Here is a 16,732-nt window from a genome sequence, read left to right on the forward strand (position 1 = left end):
GTTGACGTTTCGGAAAAAACCGCATTGGTGGTCAAATCGGTTCAAAAAATTGAGCATGGATCCATCGAGCAGGTGGGCGCCATTGAACAAATCAATCAGGGATTGACACAGGTATCCTCCGTTGTACAAACCAACGCGGCAACCGCAGAAGAAAGCTCTGCTTCCAGCGAAGAGCTTGCTGCGCAGGCCCAAGCTTTGGCGGAGGCTGTATCCAAATTTAAGTTGGCCGAAACGATGGAATACACGCATGAGATAAAATCAGAACATGGCCCCGTTGCTATGGACAGACGGGAAAAACACGTTTTGCAGCAGAAAAATAGCGGTGTTGAAGGCGGCTTTTCACTGATTGGTGCAGGAAGTCATGGAAAGTACTAATTTTTAACGCTTAAAAGTGTGGGAGCGAAAAAAGAACCGGGCGGTATCCAAGAGGATGCCGCCCGGTTTTATTGGCAGCTTTAAACAAGCGCCAGTTGGGGCCTGTTACGGAAAGTGATTAAATCACTGAAAGGAAGATGGGAACCTGCTATGATAGCCACATAATAAAAAACATAGGGGGAAACAATTATGTCAGTCATGAATATTACGAAAAATAACTTCCACCAAGAGGTTGTTCAAAGCGATAAGCCCGTTCTGTTGGACTTCTGGGCCACCTGGTGCGGCCCCTGCCGCATGGTAAGTCCCATTGTGGACCAAATTGCAAACGAGCGCGACGACTTGAAGATTGGAAAAATCAACATAGATGAGCAGCAGGAGCTGGCCTCTGCCTTCCAGATTATGAGCATTCCCACGTTAGTAATGATGAAGGAGGGCAAGGTGGTCAATCAGATGATCGGCGCCCGACCCAAGAGCCAGATTCTTTCCATGCTATAAAGGAGAAACAATATGGGACTTTTTGATTTTTTAAAAATACCGGATATTAACACCGGTATACAGCAGTTTCATTCCACACCCAACGCAGTTCTCTTGGATGTACGGACCCGGGAGGAATATGCCGGGGGCCGCATTCCCGGCAGCAAAAATATCCCGTTGGACCAACTGCGTATGACGACGCGGGAAGTGAAAGACCATGAAACACCGTTGTTTGTATATTGTCTCAGCGGGGCGCGGAGCCGTCAGGCAATTCCCGCCCTCCAGCGGATGGGCTATGCGAATCTCACCAATATCGGGGGCATCAGCGGCTACCGGGGAACGGTGGAGCGGTAAACACATGAAAGTTATAATCATCGGCGGCGTGGCGGGCGGAGCCACGGCGGCGGCCCGCATCCGCCGTTTGGATGAGCAGGCCGAAATTGTGGTGTTTGAGCGGTCCGGCTTCGTGTCCTATGCCAATTGCGGCTTGCCCTACTACGTGGGCGGAATCATTGAAGACCCAGAGGAACTGACGCTGCAAACCCCTGAAAGCTTTTTGGCGCGTTTTCGGGTGGATATGCGGGTGCGCCATGAGGTAACTGCAATTCATCCGGAACGCAAAACCGTCACGGTCCGCAAGCTGGAAAGCGGAGAGGAGTTTGAGGAATCCTACGATAAACTGCTTCTGGCCCCTGGCGCAAAGCCCACCCAGCCGGAGCTTCCCGGCGTGGGACTACACAAGCTGTTTACCCTGCGCACCGTGGAGGATACCCTTGGTATCCGGGAATTTGTGGAGAAGGAGGTTCCCAAATCGGTCATTCTCTGCGGGGGCGGCTTTATCAGTCTGGAGTTGGCGGAAAATCTGCGGGAGCTGGGAATGGACGTGACCCTTGTCCAGCGGCCAAAGCAGATTCTCAATCCGCTGGACGAAGAGATGGCTGCGTTTCTCCACGCCGAGCTTCGGGAAAAAGGTGTGCGTCTGCTGCTGGGGCATTCCGTGGAGGGTTTTTCTGAATCGGACGGCGGTGTCAACGTTCTGCTGAAGGGGGAGGAACCGCTTCATGCCGACATGGTAGTGCTGGCCATCGGTGTGACCCCGGACACCCGCCTTGCAAAGGACGCGGGATTGGAGCTGGGACTGAAGGGTAGCATTGCCGTAAACGACCGGATGGAGACTTCTGCCCCGGATATTTACGCCGTGGGGGACGCGGTGCAGGTAAAGCAGTACATCACGGGAGAACACGCGGTGATTTCTCTGGCGGGGCCCGCCAATAAGCAGGGCCGCATCGCGGCGGATAATATCTGTGGAGGAGACAGCCGGTATTTGGGCGCGCAGGGCTCCTCTGTCCTCAAGCTGTTTGACTTGACGGTGGCTGCCACCGGAATCAATGAACGGACGGCAACAAGGGCTGGAATTGACTGCGACAGGGTGATACTCTCCCCCCTTAACCATGCGGGGTATTACCCCGGTGGCACGGTGATGACCGTGAAGGTGGTGTTTGAAAAGGGGACCTATCGGCTCTTGGGTGCGCAGATTGTGGGCTGTGACGGCGTTGACAAGCGCATCGACGTGCTGGCCACGGCCATGCACGCGGGATTGACGGCCCTGCAATTAAAAGATCTGGATCTTGCCTATGCGCCGCCCTATTCCTCCGCCAAGGACCCGGTGAACATGGTGGGCTTTATGGTCGAAAACCTTGCAAAGGGTGCGGTGAAGCAATTCCACTGGAATGAGGTGGACGCCCTTCCCAGAGACGGCAGCGTGACCCGGCTTGACACAAGGACGGCGGAAGAATACGCCGAGGGGCATGCGGAGGGGTTTATCAACCTTCCCGTGGATGAGCTGCGTGAGCGGATGGAAGCGCTTCCTGCCGGAAAGCCTGTGTACATCATGTGCCAGACCGGACTCAGGAGCTATCTGGCATACCGCATCCTGAGCCAGAACGGATATGACTGTTACAATTTTTCGGGTGGCTACCGGCTGTATGGCGCCGTTACCGGCGACCGTGCCGCGGCTCATAAAGCGACTCCCTGCGGAATGGAAAAATAATAAAACAGCAGCCCGCCCCGATTTCGGGGCGGGCTGTTTTTTTCGCCAGACATGCAGCGCATAAACCGGCAATGGTTGCCCTGCAAAAATCCCCGACCGGGAGGTCCGTGCAATCCCCAAAACCAAATATGGGCGAACTGCTTTCTGATTTGGAAGAAAGCGGGGTTTTACATAGTTTTTACACAGTGCTGCATTTGTTTTTAACTCCGGCTATGTATGCTTAGGCTGTACTCACAAAGAATACCAATCAAGAATACGCAATATGGAGGAAAGACAGATGAAAAGAACAATTACCATGTTTCTTGCGGCGGCCCTGGCGGCAGTCAGCCTTGCGGGTTGCGGTGGACAGACCCCGAGCGCCAGCGGCGGCAACACGTCCGCCAAGGACAACGCGGGAAAATCTCTCGGTGAAATCACCGTGGTCTCGAGGGAGGACGGCAGCGGAACCAGAGGCGCGTTTATCGAGCTTTTCGGCATTGAGGTGAAGGGGGAAGATGGTACCAAAAAGGATATGACCACCAAGGAAGCCGTCGTTGCCAACAAGACCGACGTGATGCTGGGGAATGTGGCGGGTGATCCCGCCGCCATCGGCTACATTTCACTGGGGTCATTGAATGATACGGTAAAGGCCCTGTCCATCGATGGAGTGAAGGCCAGCGCCGAAAATGTGAAAAACGGCACGTATGCCATTGCAAGGCCCTTTAACATCGCAATAAACGGAGAAGCCACTGGACTTGCCAAGGACTTTATTGACTTCGTTCTCTCCGCTGAGGGCCAGCAAGTAGTTTCCGGCAGTTATATTGCCGTGGATGCAAACGCGTCTGCCTATGCGGGGACAAAACCCACCGGCAAGATCACCGTGGCCGGTTCCTCCTCCGTCACGCCGGTGATGGAAAAGCTGAAGGAAGCCTATCTTGCCATCAATTCGGGTGCGGAGATTGAGGTGCAGATGACCGATTCCACCGCCGGAATGACCGCGGCTATGGAAGGCGTGTGCGACATCGGTATGGCCAGCCGCGAACTGAAGCCCGCCGAGGCGGAGAAGCTGACGGGGATTCCCATCGCGCTGGACGGCATCGCTGTGGTTGTAAACCAGGAGAATCCTGCCGACGACTTGACCAGCGCGCAGGTGCAGAGCATCTTCACCGGAGAAACCACCTCCTGGGATAACGTAAAATGAGAGGGCAGCGTTTGAGGGAAAGCCTTATGCGGGCGGTATTCATGGTGTCGGCTCTGACCAGCATTCTGGCTGTGGCGCTGATCTGTGTGTTTTTGTTCGCGGGCGGAGTCCCGGCCATTGGAAAAATTGGCCTGCCGGAGTTTCTATTGGGGAGGGAGTGGTCGCCTGGCGACACTCCCCCCGTCTTCGGCATTCTCCCAATGATTTTGGGAAGCATTTACGTTACGGCGGGGGCTGTTGCCATCGGCGTGCCCGTCGGGATTTTTACTGCCGTGTTTATGGCCAGAATCTGCCCCAGACCGCTTTACAGATTTTTAAAACCGTCAGTGGACCTGCTGGCGGGAATTCCGTCCGTGATTTACGGCTTTTTTGGTCTTGTGACCATTGTTCCATTGGTGCGGGAACTGTTCGGTGGGAACGGCAGCAGCATTCTCGCTGCCTCCGTGCTGCTGGGGCTGATGATTCTGCCCACGGTTATCAGCATTACGGAGAGCGCCATCCGCGCCGTGCCGGAGGAGCTGTATGACGGAGCTGTGGCCCTGGGGGCTAACCATCGGCGGGCGGTGTTCCGCGTACTGCTGCCCGCCGCAAAATCCGGCGTGCTGGCGGGAGTGGTGCTGGGCATCGGCCGTGCCATCGGCGAAACCATGGCGGTCATCATGGTGGCAGGCAATCAGGCGCGGATGCCCGCGGGGCTTCTAAAGGGCGTCCGAACCCTGACCGCCAACATCGTCATTGAAATGGGCTATGCCGAGGGATTACACCGGGAATCGCTGATTGCCACCGGCGTGGTTCTGTTTGTCTTCATACTTTTGATTAACCTGTCGTTTTCGGCGCTGCGGGGGAGGGGTGAAACATGAACAATACGTTCATCAACCTCTTTTTCAAGGTCGGTTCCCCGCTTCGCCGAGTTGTCCGCCGCAGTGCTGCTTTCACCCGTAAACTTCCCCGCAGAATTGAGGACGCTGTTTTGCGCTTTTTTCCGTGGCTGGCGGCCCTGTTTACCTTTGGCGCGCTGCTGTTTCTTATTGGGCACATTCTGGTAAACGGCATTCCGTATTTACGTCCGTCGCTGTTCGCGCTGGAATATAACACGGAAAACGTTTCCCTTCTGCCTGCGCTGATTACAACGGTGTTTATGGTGCTTCTCTCCCTGCTGATTGCCGCGCCACTGGGGCTGTTCACCGCCATTTATCTGGTGGAATACGCAAAGCGGGGCAGCCGTCTGGTGCGGTTGGTGCGGGTGACAGCAGAGACGCTCTCTGGCATTCCGTCCATCGTATATGGCCTGTTTGGCTCTTTGTTTTTCGTGTCGTGGCTTGGCTGGGGGTATTCGCTGCTGGCAGGCACCTTCACGCTCTCCATCATGATTCTGCCTCTCATTATGCGCACGGCAGAGGAAAGCCTGAAGGCCGTGCCGGACACATACCGGGAGGGTTCCTTCGGCCTTGGGGCCGGGCGGTTGCGTACGGTGTTTAGAATCGTGCTGCCCGCCGCGGCGCCGGGAATTCTGGCGGGGGTAATTCTTGCAATGGGCCGCATCGTGGGTGAAACCGCCGCCCTTATTTATACGGCGGGCACCGTGGCCCAGATTCCTGGCAGCCTTCTGGCCTCCGGACGGACACTGGCAATCCATATGTACGCACTTTCCAGCGAGGGGCTCTATACCGGGCAGGCCTATGCCACGGCAGTGGTTCTGCTGGTGCTGGTGGTGGGCATCAACGCACTGTCAGCCGCGCTGGCAAAAAGAATCGCAAAGGGGTGAGAAACATGGTGAAATTTCAACTGGAAGACGTGCAGTTATGGTATAATGACTTTAAAGCGCTCCACGGTGTCAGCATGGACATCGAGGAGAAGGAGATTACAGCATTTATTGGTCCCTCCGGCTGCGGAAAATCCACGCTGCTCAAGTGCCTCAACCGCATGAATGATCTGGTGGAGGGCTGCCATATTACGGGCAAGTTGCTGCTTGACGGCGAAGATCTCAATGCGACGCAGGACGTGAACCGCCTGCGCCGGCGGGTGGGCATGGTGTTTCAAAAGCCCAACCCCTTTCCTATGAGCATTTACGACAACATTGCCTTCGGCCCCCGGACCCACGGCGTGACCTCCCGGCTGAAGCTGGACGGCATCGTGGAAAAGGCCTTGCGGGACGCGGCCATCTGGGAGGAGACAAAGGACCGGCTGAAAAAAAGTGCCCTGTCCCTCTCCGGCGGGCAGCAGCAGCGGTTGTGCATCGCCCGGGCGCTGGCAGTGGAGCTGGAGGTGTTGCTGATGGACGAGCCCACCTCCGCGCTGGACCCCATCTCCACCTCGAAAATCGAGGAGCTGATGGCGGATCTGAAGAAGAAGTATACCGTGGTGATTGTCACCCACAATATGCAGCAGGCTACCCGCATCTCCGACAAGACGGCCTTTTTTCTGCTGGGCGAGCTGATTGAATTCGGTGAAACCGAGCAGGTGTTCTCCATGCCAAAGGACCAGAGGTGCGAAGACTACATTACGGGGAGGTTTGGGTAATGCGCAGCAGGTTTGACCGACAGCTGGAAACCCTCAACACTATGCTTATTGAGATGGGCATGCAGGTGGAAACCGCCATTGCCGCCTCGATTGAGGCACTGAGAAAGCAGGACACGGTCCTTGCAAAAAAGGCGATTGCGGCCGATACGGAGATCGACCAACAAGAAAAAGACATTGAAGCCATGTGCCTCAAGCTGCTGCTTCAGCAGCAGCCGGTGGCAAAGGACCTGCGGCTGATTTCGGCGGCGCTCAAGATGATTACGGACATGGAGCGGATCGGCGATCAGGCGGCGGACATCGCGGAAATTTCTATCTTTCTTACGCAGGCGCCCCATGTCAAAACGCCGGAGCACATTCCTCAGATGGCGACGGCCACCGCCAAAATGGTCACGGAGAGCATCGACGCCTTTGTAAAGAAGGATTTGGAGCTTGCAAATAAAGTGATTGCCGATGACGACGTGGTGGATCGGCTGTTCGACGCGGTGAAGGGCGACTTGATTAAGCTTATGAGCGCCGACAGTTCCAATGGCAGTCAGGCCATTGATTTGCTGATGATTGCGAAATATCTGGAGCGCATCGGCGACCATGCCACAAATATCGCGGAATGGGTGGTGTTTTCCATCACGGGGAAGCACGAGGAAGCCGCGGGAACGGAAGGTTAAACCATGCAAACGGTCTTTCTTGTGGAGGATGATGAGGATATCCGTGAGTTGACGGCCTACGCGCTGGAAAACGCGGGCTTTGCCTGCACTGGCTTTGAGGACGGAGACGGCTTTTGGGAGGCGCTTTTGGCTGGCACCTCCCTTCCGGACATGATTCTGCTGGACATCATGCTTCCCGGGGAGGACGGACTTTCCATTTTGAAAAAGCTGAGGGACCAGCCCCGGTTTGAATGCATCCCCGTCATTATGCTCACCGCGAAAAGCGGCGAGGCGGACAAAGTGCGGGGCCTCAATTTCGGCGCAGACGACTATATCGCTAAGCCCTTTGGCGTCACTGAACTGATTGCCCGCATTCACGCGGTTTTGCGCAGGGCCGCTTCCGCCGTAAGGGAAAAGGGCCTGCTGACCTATGAAAATCTCACCATGGACAACGAGCGCCACACCGTCACGGCAGACGGGGAGAGTGTGGCCCTGACCTTTCTGGAATTTGAACTGCTGCGCTATCTGCTTTTGAACGCGGGGTTGGTTTTAAGCCGGGACAGGTTGATGGATGCAGTGTGGGGCTATGATTATAAGGGCGAGAGTCGGACGGTGGATGTGCACGTCAAATCTCTGCGGCAAAAACTGGGCCCAGCGGGAGAGCACATCAAAACGGTTCGCAACGTCGGATACAAGCTCGGGGTGTGAGGCAATGAACAAACGGATATTCCGCTATATGGGCCTGTTAATCCTCCTGACGGTGGTGGTCTTTGCCGCCCTTTGGGGGACAATTCTCACCAGCCAGTTTGGCACTCAGATGAAGGAGGGGCTGCAAACCCTTCGCGTCTCCGTCATCGACCCAAGCGGGACGGTGCTGTTTGACAACATGGCCGACCCGGAGACCATGGAATCTCACTTAAATCGCCCGGAAGTGGCCGCGGCCCTTCAAACGGGCAGGGGAGAGGACGAGCGGCTTTCGGATACACTGGACAAGAAAACCTATTACTACGCCATGCGGCTGGAGGGTGGTAATGTTCTGCGTCTGGCCCTGACCACGGACAGCTTGGCCGTTTTACTTTTTCGGTTTATTCCGGTGGTCCTGCTGTGTCTGATTCTGGCTGCGTGCCTTTCCTTTGTGGTGGCAAGAAGACTGACCAGAAGGTTGGTGGCTCCCATCAATAACCTTGATCTGGACGCGCCGGACCTTTCCGGCTATGATGAGCTTCTGCCGCTATTGGAAAAAATCGAGACTCAGAAAAAGGAGCTGTCGCTCCAGCTTGCGGAGATTGAAAGCCGCGCGGCCACCATTACAGCCATCACCGGAAACATGCGGGAGGGGCTGCTACTGCTGAACAGGGAAGGCCGTGTGCTGCTGGCAAACGATAGCGCCCTGCGGATCCTCGGCGTGCGGGACGCGGTTCGCAAACATCTGATTGAACTTTGCCGGGATGTGGCTTTCCTGGAGCGGGCAAGTGCCTGTCTGGCGGGAGAGAAGGGGGAAACCTCCCTGCAGCTGGACGGACGGTTTTACAGTGTGTTTTTCAACCCCGTTCTGGACGGAGGAGACCTTGACGGCGTGGTGGTGCTGTTTATCGACGTGACCGAACGCTATGCCTCCGAGCGCCAGCGCAAAGAGTTTTCCGCCAACGTATCCCATGAACTGAAAACGCCTCTCACCGCCATTGCCGCCCTATCCGAGCTGATTGCCAACGGCACGGCAAAGGACGCCGACGTGCGTCCCTTTGCGGGAAAAATTCAAAAGCAGGCCCGGCGCCTAATCGATATGATTGAAGACATTATCCGCCTGTCCGAGTTTGACGAGGAGGGCGTCCCCCGGGAATTTACCCGCTTTAATCTTTACACCGCGGCGGAGGCGGTGATCGACAGTCTGGGAGAAAAAGCCGCGGAGCGAAGCGTAACGGTGAAGCTGTTGGGGGATCCGCATTTGTCCGTCACCGCCAATCTCCGCATGACGGACGAGCTTATGTACAATCTGGTGGACAACGCCATTAAATATAACCAGGAGGGCGGCAGCGTGACGGTGGAGTTGTCCGAGGATGCGCAGGCTGTGCGCCTGTGCGTCCGAGACACGGGCATTGGGATCTCAGAAGAGCATCTGGACCGGATATTTGAGCGCTTTTACCGGGTGGATAAGTCCCGTTCTAAAAAGACCGGCGGTACGGGGCTGGGGCTTTCCATTGTCAAGCATGTGGCAGAGCTGCACGGGGGCCATGTGGTGGTGGAAAGTCAAGAGGGCAAGGGAACGTCCTTTACCTGTTTATTTAAAAAAGCCTGAGCGATAAACATCGTGCGGACAACGTTTGCTGTCCGCACGATGTTTATATGTTTTGCCCGGCGGGCATTTCTGAGCATAAGGACCGTTCCTGCGGCGTTATTTTTCGCAGAGATAGTGCAGGGCGTCCGCGTAGCCCCGCAGGCCCCGGCCCTTGATTGTTTTGACGCAAGCGGAGCGAATATAGGAAGTGGCGCGAAATGGCTCCCGCGTGTCGGTGTCGGAAATGTGAACCTCCACCGTGGGAAGGCCAACGGCCTTTACAGCATCCAGCAGTGCCACGCTGGTGTGGGTATAGGCAGCGGGGTTGATGACAATGCCATTCATTACGCCATAGGCCCGCTGGATGGCGTCTACCAGCGCCCCCTCGTGGTTGGACTGACAAAATTCCAGCGAAACGCCCAAGGCGTCCGCCTCCTTTTGCAGCATGGAGCAAAGGTCATCGTAGGTTTCATGACCGTAAATCTCCGGTTCCCTCACGCCCAGCATGTTCAGGTTCGGTCCGTTGAGAATCAGAATCCGCACAAAAATCCCTCCAAATGGCGGCGGCGGTGTCCGCCGCACTGCCGTTATTGTCAATGCCTACGTCTCGGAACCGGTGGTACAGCGGCTCCCGCTCCGCCGCCATGGCGGCGAGATCCGCGCCCTGTGACAGGGGACGGCCCGCCGTGGGCAGCGCTTCAATGGCCCGATAAAGCTGATAAATGCGGCCGTTCTGGCGGAGAAACCCGTAGTTTTCTGCATCTTTCACGATGCCGCCGCCGCAGATAATGATTTTCCCGCTTTTGGCGCCAAAGCGCGCCGCCGCATCCCGCTCCAACGCCCGAAAGGCTGGCTCCCCGTCCTCGGCAAAAATGGTAGGAATGGATTTCACGGCGCCCTTTATAATTTCCGCGTCCAAATCCACCGCTTCCCGTCCTGTCAACTCCGCCAGCGCTGCGCCCACGGTGGACTTACCGCAGCCCGGCATCCCGATCAGGACAATGTTCTCCATCTTCTGGCGCAGCAAGGCCAGAATCCGTCGTGTTTCGGCGGAATCAATGCTCCGGTTGAAGAAAAGCTCCTCCGCCGCCATGGCCTGCGCCACCAGCATGGGTAGCCCGTCGGAGCAAGGAAGGCCCAGCGCCTCTGCTTGCAGCAGCAAGGCGGTCCTGCGGGGGTTGTATACCACATCCAGCACGCCCTGGCAGGCGGGAAAGCACGTGAGGTCCACCGCGGCTTCGCTGTTGCTGGGATACATCCCAACCGGCGTAGTGTTTACCACGATCTCCCCATCGGCGTGGCGGCTGAGCGTTTCATAGTTGTCTGGCCCGCTCCGGGTGATGACCGCAATCTCCCGCGCACCGGCGGCCCGGGCGGCGGCCTGCGCGGTGAGGGAAGTGCCCCCGTTGCCGAGGATGACCACCTTACGGTCTTTCAGATCCACCTCCGCAAGGTCCGCCATGTATAAAAAGCCGATGATGTCCGTGTTCCAGGCGTACAGCTTTCCATCACGGCGGACAATGGTGTTTACGCTGCCAATGTCCCGGGCGGCGGGGTCGATCACGTCGCACAAGGACATCACGTCTCGCTTGTAGGGGATGGTGATGTTCAGCCCGCCGATGTCGGGCCGGGAGAGAAAGCATGGCAGCTCGCGGGGTTCCAGCTCGATCAGGCGGTAAGCATCGTTTCCCGCTGCCGCATGGATGGGGACGGACCAGCTATGGCCCAGCGTCCGGCCAAGTAAGCCGTAAATCCTCTCGGACATAGCTTATACTTCCGAATAGTTGCCAAGGAAGTGGAAGCTTTGGCAGCTTCGCTCAATCTCCTCCAGCATGGGGAGCACCACCGGGTCCTTGACCGAGGCCTCCAGCTCAATGAAAAAGATAAACTCAAAGTTCCGGCCCGTCACTGGGCAGCTTTCCAGCTTTGTCATGTTGACGCCAAGAGCGGCCGGTTTGGAGAGAATGTCGTACAGCGCGCCGGACTTGTTCTCACAGGCAATAATCAGGCTGATGCGGTCGGCCCCGGCGTAAATGGCGGGTTCCTTGGTAATGCAGATGAAGCGGGTGTAATTATTGTCGCTGTCCTGCACGTCTCCGTTCAATACGCTCAGACCATACAGCTCGGCGCAGGCGTGAGAGGACAGGGCCGCCACATGAGGGTCCTTCCGCTCCGCCACCAGCTTAGCGGCGGTGGCCGTGTTGTCACAGGGGATGACCCGCACACCCGAAAGACTCTCCAGAAAATGGCCGCACTGGCCAATGGCTTGGGGGTGAGAATAGATTTCTGTCAATTCATCGGCCTTTGCACCGGGAAGACCCAGCAGCTCGTGCCGAATGCACAGCCGGGTGCTGCGCACGATGGACAGCCGACGGCGCTGCAGCAAATCATACACCACACGGACGGAGCCGTTGGAGCTGTTTTCAATAGGCAGCACGCCAAATCGGCACAGACCGGATTCTACGGCGGAAACCACTGCTTCAAAGCTCTTTACATAGACAATGGTGCCCCGGGGCAGCAGACGGTCGCAGGCAGCTTGAGAGTTGGCGCCCTCCATGCCCTGACAGGCCACAAGGCCCGTCTGGGGGAAGACCTCGGCTCCCGCCGCGAGGGAGGCGCGCACCTGCGCCGTCACCTGCGTGGGCGCACTGAGCAGTTCCGCCTGCCGGGCGCAGGAGAGGTGAAACAACGTGGTAAAAAGCTGATGGGCGTAGCGCTCTTTGTCTCCCGCCTCTGCCGTCACCCGGGCAAGAATTTCCCGCTCCCGCGCGCGGTTGGAGATAGGCAGGCCCTGCTCGTTTTTTGCGGTGGCCACGTGTTCGGCAAGCTCCATACGCTGGAGAAAGAGCTTGAGCAGCTCTTGGTCCACCGAGTCGATCTGTCCGCGAATTTCTGAAAGTTCCATAAGAAAGGCCTCCTTATTATTTTTGCTCTAAAAGAATGTCCAGAAGCACCGTGGCCACGGCGGCCTCCACCACTGGGACGGCCCGGTGGGCCACGCAGGGGTCGTGCCGTCCGGAAACTACCAGTTCCGTATCCTCCATCCGGCCAAGGTGCACCGTCTGCTGGGGCTTTGAAATGGAAGGAGTGGGCTTAAATGCCGCCCGCAGTGTCAAAGGCATCCCGCTAGTGATGCCGCCCAAAATCCCGCCAGCGCGGTTGCGGGTGGTTTCCACCCGCCCGTCATGGATACAGAAGGGGTCGTTATTCACGCTGCCCCGGAGAGTCGCCGCCTCAAACCCCGCGCCAAATTCCACGCCCTTCACGGCGGGAATGCCGAACAGTACCGACGCAAGGCGGCTTTCCATTCCGTCGAACATTGGCTCACCCAGTCCGGCGGGCAGGCCCACGGCGGCGCATTCCACCACGCCGCCAACCGAGTCCCCCTCCTGCGCGGTGGCCATAATGGCCCCCTGCATCCGCTGACCACGTGCGTCGTCCAGCGCGGGGAAGGGCTTGGCGGCAATTTCTTCAAACAGGGCCGGAGCGGGCAAAAGCGGGAAGGAAACGTCCGTTTCTCCCTCCACAGAGAAAAGATGCGCCCCAACATAGATGCCACGTCGGGCCAAAATTTGCTTTGCAATGCCGCCTACGATGCACAAAGGCGCGGTGAGACGGCCGGAAAAGTGGCCCCCGCCCCGCATATCCGCTTGACCGGCCCATTTGACCCATGCGGTATAGTCCGCATGGCCGGGGCGGGGCGTATCCGCAAGAGCGGCATAGTCCGAGGAGTGCTGATCCTGATTCCGAATCACCGCGCAAAGAGGGGAACCGCAGGTTACGCCGTCCTGAAGGCCGGAGAGAAATTCGGGCGCATCCGTCTCCTTCCGGGAGGTGGAAAGGGCGTTTTGCCCGGGCCGTCTCCGAGCCAGAAAGCGGGCAAGCTCCTCTAGGTCCACCCGCTCTCCGGCGGGAAGACCGTCTGCCACCACGCCGATTGCTTTTCCGTGGGACTGGCCGAAGATACTCACATGCAGACGGTTTCCAAATTCAGACGACATGTGCGTCACCTCCCAGCGCCAAATAGTCCTCAAAAAATGAGGGGTAGGATTTGTTTACCGCCTCCGCTCCCAGAATCGTGACAGAACCGGCGCAGCGTGTGGCGGCGATGGCTGCCGCCATGACGATGCGATGATCGCCCGCTCCGTCCACCGTGCCGCCGGAAAGGCGGGAAACGCCGCGAACCGTGAGACTGTCCGCCGCTTCCTCGGCGCTGCCCCCAAGGGCGCGGAGCATGGCGGCGGTGGTTTTCAGACGGTCGCTTTCCTTCAGGCGAAGCCGGGCGGCGTTGGTAAACCGGCAGATTCCCTGCCGTGCCGCCGCCATCACTGCCAGCGGCGGCACCAGATCGGGACAACCCGACACGTCGATCTCCACATCGCCGGGCTGGGAAAGCTGAGCGGCGTATTCCGCCGCCACCCGGTCGCCCTGAGAGGATTTGGGGTCCAGCCCCTCAAGCCGCAGGGTACTGCCCAAGACGTTTGCGGCATACCAGAAGGCGGCCTGCGACCAGTCGGCCTCCACCGTGGCGTTAAATGAGTGAAACCGTCCGGAGGAGACCGTCCAACGCCGCTGGGCGGGCTGGCTGAGTACGCGGATTCCCGCGGCGCGCAGCGCCTCCACTGTCATGGCAATATAATCTGCGGATTCCGGTTCTGTGGAGGAGACAATCACACTGTCTTCTTTCAGCAGGGGCAGGGCAAACAGCAACCCTGTGAAAAATTGGCTGGACACGTCGCCCGGAAGGCGGTATTCTCCACTTTTCAGGGTTCCCCGTACCGTTAGCACGCCATTTTCCATGGAGTGCGCAATGCCCTTTTCGTCAAACAGGTCAAAATAAGGCGTTTGGGGCCGCTCCATCAGCCGTCCTCTTCCGGTAAATGTGCCGCATCCAGTCATTGCAAGTGCAATGGGAATGAAGAAGCGGAGGGTGGAACCGGACTCCCCACAATCAAAGTGGGGGATATCATCGGTAGGGGCAATCGCGCTACGACCGTGAATGCGGATACAGGCGGGTTCCGTCTGGTCCCAAGAGCAGCCCAGAGCCTCCACGCAGCGGAGAGTTGCCTCAATGTCCTGAGACAGGGCCACGTTGTGAATCACGCTGGTTCCCTCTGCCAGAGCGGCGGAAATCAGCAAGCGGTGGGCCATAGATTTGCTGGGGGGCGGCGTAACCTTGCCGCGAAGAAGGGCTGGATTGATGCGCATATCCATTTCAGCGATCCTCCCATCCGGCGGCGAAAATAGATTCGAGTTCCTCCACCGGAACGGAGTTCATCTCGCATTTTCCAATTTTCTTAGGGATGACCAGAGAAATCTGTCCACCCCGGCGCTTTTTGTCCGCAAGAGCCGCCCGGGCCAGTGCGGCGGGGGAATAGTCCGTCCCGGTGGGCAGATTATTGCGCCGTAACGCGGCGCAGATGCGCGCCGCGCAGGGTTCCTCTGCCCAGCCAAGGGCCTCGGAAGCCCGGGCGATGATGGCAAGGCCTGCCGCCACGGCGTGACCGTGGCGAATGCCGTACTCACTGCAGCTTTCGATGGCGTGCCCAGCCGTATGTCCCAGATTCAGCGTCCGGCGCACGCCGTTGTCCAGCTCGTCTTGCTCGACCACGGTGGCTTTAAATGCCACGCAGCGGGTGATGATTTCTTTCAAATTGCCAGAAAAATTCTCTGTGTCGGTCAGGCTGAAAAGCGCCTCGCCGGAGAGCACGCCGGTTTTAATTGCCTCCGCCGCCCCGTCCGCCATATCGGTGGGAGAAAGGGTTTGCAGGCATTCGGTATCGCACACCACGGCGGTGGGCTGGAGAAACAGTCCCGCCAGATTTTTCCCATGGCGCAGATCCACGGCGGTTTTGCCTCCCACGGAGGAATCCACCGCGGAAAGAAGAGTGGTGGGGAGCTGAATAAATTTCACGCCTCGGAGATAGCACCCGGCGGCAAAGCCCGCCATGTCGCCGCACACACCGCCGCCGAGAGCCACTACGCAGTCGCTGCGTGTGAGCTGCTCTCCCGCCAGAAATTCCAGAATTTCAGAGAGAGTGGAGAGGTTTTTGTGCTCCTCTCCAGCGGGGAAAACGTGGGCGCAGACGGAGAAGCCAGCCGCCTCAAGACTTTCCTTTACCCGTGGTAGGTAGAGTTTTGCCACGGTGCTGTCCGTGACAATGGCGGCACGGCAGGGGGTCAGCGCCCACGCGGCCAGCTCGCCGCATTGGGCCAGAAGACCCGGGCCGATAGACACGGTGTATTTTGGCTTGGTGTTTACCAAAATGGTTTGAATTGTGGATTCCATAGTGTCCTCCCAAGGGATGGGCGGTTCCACACAAAAAGGGTGGAGCCGCGCCGTCAAATTTTTCGGCGGACCGAAGCGGGACGGGGTAGGCTCAGTTTCCGCCAGCGGTGGCCTTCAGGTCCCGGCCCTCTCGGAGAAGGCGGAGTAGGTATTCCGCGTCTCGGCCTTTCACTGCGTCCAGATATTCATTCAGATGCCCGATGAGAATATCCAGCTCCTCGGTGAGATAGTCGGCATTGTCCATGAACAGCTCGGTCCACATGGCTTCGTCCAGCCGGGCCACACGGGTCATGTCCCGAAAGCTGCCTGCGGAAAAGCCACGGCGTTTTTGGGCTTCCGGGGATTTGATATAGGCGCTGGAAGCGATATGGGCAAGCTGGGAAGTATAGGCGATGATGCGGTCGTGCTCGTCAGGGTCGGAAAAGGTAAAGTTGGCAAAACCCACGTCTAGAAAAAAGGCCTTCAGTGTCTCCAAAAGCTGCATATCGGTGCGCTTGTCGGGAGTGAGAATCATGGAAGCCCCGTCGTATAGCCGGTCAGAAGAGTTTACAAAGCCGCCCCGTTCCTGCCCCGCCATAGGGTGGCCCCCAATATAGGCAAAGCCGTATTTTTCTGCGACGGGCGCAATTTTGCTCACCACAGACCGCTTCACGCCGCAAAGGTCTACCAGAATGGCGGATTTGGAGATGCGCTCTGCATGGGTTTCCACCCATCCAACCGCCGAAACCGGGCGGACGGCGGCCAGAATTAAATCGCATTGGGGGATATTATCTTCCGTCAGCGCCCCGTCAATTGCACCACACAAACGAGCAAGGCTCATTGTTTCTGCATCCGTGTCCAAGCCCCAGACGGTGTGGGCCGTGCGAGCCTTAATGCTTTTGGCCATGGAGCCGCCCATCAGTCCCAGCCCGATAATTCCAACGTTCAT

Annotated in this window: 17 protein-coding genes and 1 pseudogene; 11 read left to right on the forward strand and 7 right to left on the reverse strand. The window is 57.9% G+C overall.

Annotated elements, in window-relative coordinates; translation table 11 throughout:
* From RT018_RS00265 to RT018_RS00315, 11 genes and pseudogenes are all read left to right on the forward strand, one after another.
* A pseudogene (locus RT018_RS00265) lies at window positions 1-375 on the forward strand (hypothetical protein); the annotation flags it as partial.
* 189 nt (window positions 376-564) lie between these two features.
* Window positions 565-870: a thioredoxin gene (gene trxA, locus RT018_RS00270; RefSeq protein ID WP_312938517.1), complete on the forward strand. Its 306-nt coding sequence runs from the start codon at window positions 565-567 to the stop codon at window positions 868-870.
* A gap of 12 nt (window positions 871-882) precedes the next feature.
* Window positions 883-1,203, forward strand: coding sequence for a rhodanese-like domain-containing protein (locus RT018_RS00275; protein WP_312938518.1), 321 nt, complete (start codon window positions 883-885; stop codon window positions 1,201-1,203).
* Window positions 1,204-1,207: 4 nt separating this feature from the next.
* On the forward strand, window positions 1,208-2,899 hold the full coding sequence (locus RT018_RS00280; protein WP_312938519.1) for an FAD-dependent oxidoreductase: 1,692 nt from the start codon (window positions 1,208-1,210) through the stop codon (window positions 2,897-2,899).
* A gap of 277 nt (window positions 2,900-3,176) precedes the next feature.
* The gene (locus RT018_RS00285) at window positions 3,177-4,079 is read left to right on the forward strand and encodes a substrate-binding domain-containing protein (RefSeq protein WP_312938520.1); all 903 of its coding nucleotides are present in this window, start codon (window positions 3,177-3,179) and stop codon (window positions 4,077-4,079) included.
* Window positions 4,076-4,939, forward strand: coding sequence for a phosphate ABC transporter permease subunit PstC (gene pstC, locus RT018_RS00290; protein ID WP_312938521.1), 864 nt, complete (start codon window positions 4,076-4,078; stop codon window positions 4,937-4,939). Before RT018_RS00285 ends, pstC begins: the two co-directional genes overlap by 4 nt.
* On the forward strand, window positions 4,936-5,844 hold the full coding sequence (pstA, locus tag RT018_RS00295; RefSeq protein ID WP_312938522.1) for a phosphate ABC transporter permease PstA: 909 nt from the start codon (window positions 4,936-4,938) through the stop codon (window positions 5,842-5,844). The genes pstC and pstA overlap by 4 nt, the downstream gene beginning before the upstream one ends.
* A gap of 5 nt (window positions 5,845-5,849) precedes the next feature.
* Window positions 5,850-6,599: a phosphate ABC transporter ATP-binding protein PstB gene (pstB, locus tag RT018_RS00300; RefSeq protein WP_312938523.1), complete on the forward strand. Its 750-nt coding sequence runs from the start codon at window positions 5,850-5,852 to the stop codon at window positions 6,597-6,599.
* Complete coding sequence (gene phoU, locus RT018_RS00305; protein ID WP_312938524.1) at window positions 6,599-7,261, forward strand: phosphate signaling complex protein PhoU; 663 nt, start codon at window positions 6,599-6,601, stop codon at window positions 7,259-7,261. Before pstB ends, phoU begins: the two co-directional genes overlap by 1 nt.
* A 3-nt stretch (window positions 7,262-7,264) precedes the next feature.
* Window positions 7,265-7,948, forward strand: a complete 684-nt coding sequence (locus RT018_RS00310) for a response regulator transcription factor (RefSeq protein WP_312938525.1) — start codon at window positions 7,265-7,267, stop codon at window positions 7,946-7,948.
* A gap of 4 nt (window positions 7,949-7,952) precedes the next feature.
* Window positions 7,953-9,536, forward strand: coding sequence for an ATP-binding protein (locus RT018_RS00315; protein ID WP_312938526.1), 1,584 nt, complete (start codon window positions 7,953-7,955; stop codon window positions 9,534-9,536).
* A gap of 96 nt (window positions 9,537-9,632) precedes the next feature.
* On the opposite strand, the gene aroQ is transcribed toward RT018_RS00315, so the two are convergent.
* The 7 genes from aroQ to RT018_RS00350 form a co-directional block, all read right to left on the reverse strand.
* Window positions 9,633-10,058, reverse strand: coding sequence for a type II 3-dehydroquinate dehydratase (gene aroQ / locus RT018_RS00320; protein WP_312938527.1), 426 nt, complete (start codon window positions 10,056-10,058; stop codon window positions 9,633-9,635).
* Complete coding sequence (locus RT018_RS00325; protein ID WP_312938528.1) at window positions 9,985-11,280, reverse strand: shikimate kinase; 1,296 nt, start codon at window positions 11,278-11,280, stop codon at window positions 9,985-9,987. Before RT018_RS00325 ends, aroQ begins: the two co-directional genes overlap by 74 nt.
* 3 nt (window positions 11,281-11,283) lie before the next feature.
* Window positions 11,284-12,420: a prephenate dehydratase domain-containing protein gene (locus RT018_RS00330; protein WP_312938529.1), complete on the reverse strand. Its 1,137-nt coding sequence runs from the start codon at window positions 12,418-12,420 to the stop codon at window positions 11,284-11,286.
* A gap of 16 nt (window positions 12,421-12,436) precedes the next feature.
* Window positions 12,437-13,516: a chorismate synthase gene (gene aroC / locus RT018_RS00335; protein ID WP_312938530.1), complete on the reverse strand. Its 1,080-nt coding sequence runs from the start codon at window positions 13,514-13,516 to the stop codon at window positions 12,437-12,439.
* On the reverse strand, window positions 13,506-14,729 hold the full coding sequence (locus tag RT018_RS00340) for a 3-phosphoshikimate 1-carboxyvinyltransferase (protein WP_312938531.1): 1,224 nt from the start codon (window positions 14,727-14,729) through the stop codon (window positions 13,506-13,508). The genes aroC and RT018_RS00340 overlap by 11 nt, the downstream gene beginning before the upstream one ends.
* A 1-nt stretch (window position 14,730) precedes the next feature.
* A complete protein-coding gene (aroB, locus tag RT018_RS00345; protein ID WP_312938532.1) occupies window positions 14,731-15,804 on the reverse strand; it encodes a 3-dehydroquinate synthase in 1,074 nt (357 codons plus the stop codon).
* Between the two features lie 91 nt (window positions 15,805-15,895).
* Window positions 15,896-16,732 (reverse strand): prephenate dehydrogenase/arogenate dehydrogenase family protein, encoded by an 837-nt coding sequence (locus tag RT018_RS00350; RefSeq protein ID WP_312938533.1) that lies wholly within the window; start codon window positions 16,730-16,732, stop codon window positions 15,896-15,898.

The organism is Oscillibacter sp. (assembly GCF_032060045.1).
GTDB lineage: Bacteria > Bacillota > Clostridia > Oscillospirales > Oscillospiraceae > Oscillibacter.

What these genes read in the sequence shown, in the direction of transcription:
- RT018_RS00350 (WP_312938533.1), bottom strand. Translation starts at nt 16,732, where the DNA reads ATGAACGTTGGAATTATCGGGCTGGGACTGATGGGCGGCTCCATGGCC.
- pstC (WP_312938521.1), top strand. Translation starts at nt 4,076, where the DNA reads ATGAGAGGGCAGCGTTTGAGGGAAAGCCTTATGCGGGCGGTATTCATG.
- aroC (WP_312938530.1), bottom strand. Translation starts at nt 13,516, where the DNA reads ATGTCGTCTGAATTTGGAAACCGTCTGCATGTGAGTATCTTCGGCCAG.
- phoU (WP_312938524.1), top strand. Translation starts at nt 6,599, where the DNA reads ATGCGCAGCAGGTTTGACCGACAGCTGGAAACCCTCAACACTATGCTT.
- pstB (WP_312938523.1), top strand. Translation starts at nt 5,850, where the DNA reads ATGGTGAAATTTCAACTGGAAGACGTGCAGTTATGGTATAATGACTTT.
- RT018_RS00285 (WP_312938520.1), top strand. Translation starts at nt 3,177, where the DNA reads ATGAAAAGAACAATTACCATGTTTCTTGCGGCGGCCCTGGCGGCAGTC.
- RT018_RS00325 (WP_312938528.1), bottom strand. Translation starts at nt 11,280, where the DNA reads ATGTCCGAGAGGATTTACGGCTTACTTGGCCGGACGCTGGGCCATAGC.
- RT018_RS00340 (WP_312938531.1), bottom strand. Translation starts at nt 14,729, where the DNA reads ATGGATATGCGCATCAATCCAGCCCTTCTTCGCGGCAAGGTTACGCCG.
- aroB (WP_312938532.1), bottom strand. Translation starts at nt 15,804, where the DNA reads ATGGAATCCACAATTCAAACCATTTTGGTAAACACCAAGCCAAAATAC.
- RT018_RS00330 (WP_312938529.1), bottom strand. Translation starts at nt 12,420, where the DNA reads ATGGAACTTTCAGAAATTCGCGGACAGATCGACTCGGTGGACCAAGAG.
- RT018_RS00315 (WP_312938526.1), top strand. Translation starts at nt 7,953, where the DNA reads ATGAACAAACGGATATTCCGCTATATGGGCCTGTTAATCCTCCTGACG.
- RT018_RS00275 (WP_312938518.1), top strand. Translation starts at nt 883, where the DNA reads ATGGGACTTTTTGATTTTTTAAAAATACCGGATATTAACACCGGTATA.
- pstA (WP_312938522.1), top strand. Translation starts at nt 4,936, where the DNA reads ATGAACAATACGTTCATCAACCTCTTTTTCAAGGTCGGTTCCCCGCTT.
- RT018_RS00280 (WP_312938519.1), top strand. Translation starts at nt 1,208, where the DNA reads ATGAAAGTTATAATCATCGGCGGCGTGGCGGGCGGAGCCACGGCGGCG.
- RT018_RS00310 (WP_312938525.1), top strand. Translation starts at nt 7,265, where the DNA reads ATGCAAACGGTCTTTCTTGTGGAGGATGATGAGGATATCCGTGAGTTG.
- trxA (WP_312938517.1), top strand. Translation starts at nt 565, where the DNA reads ATGTCAGTCATGAATATTACGAAAAATAACTTCCACCAAGAGGTTGTT.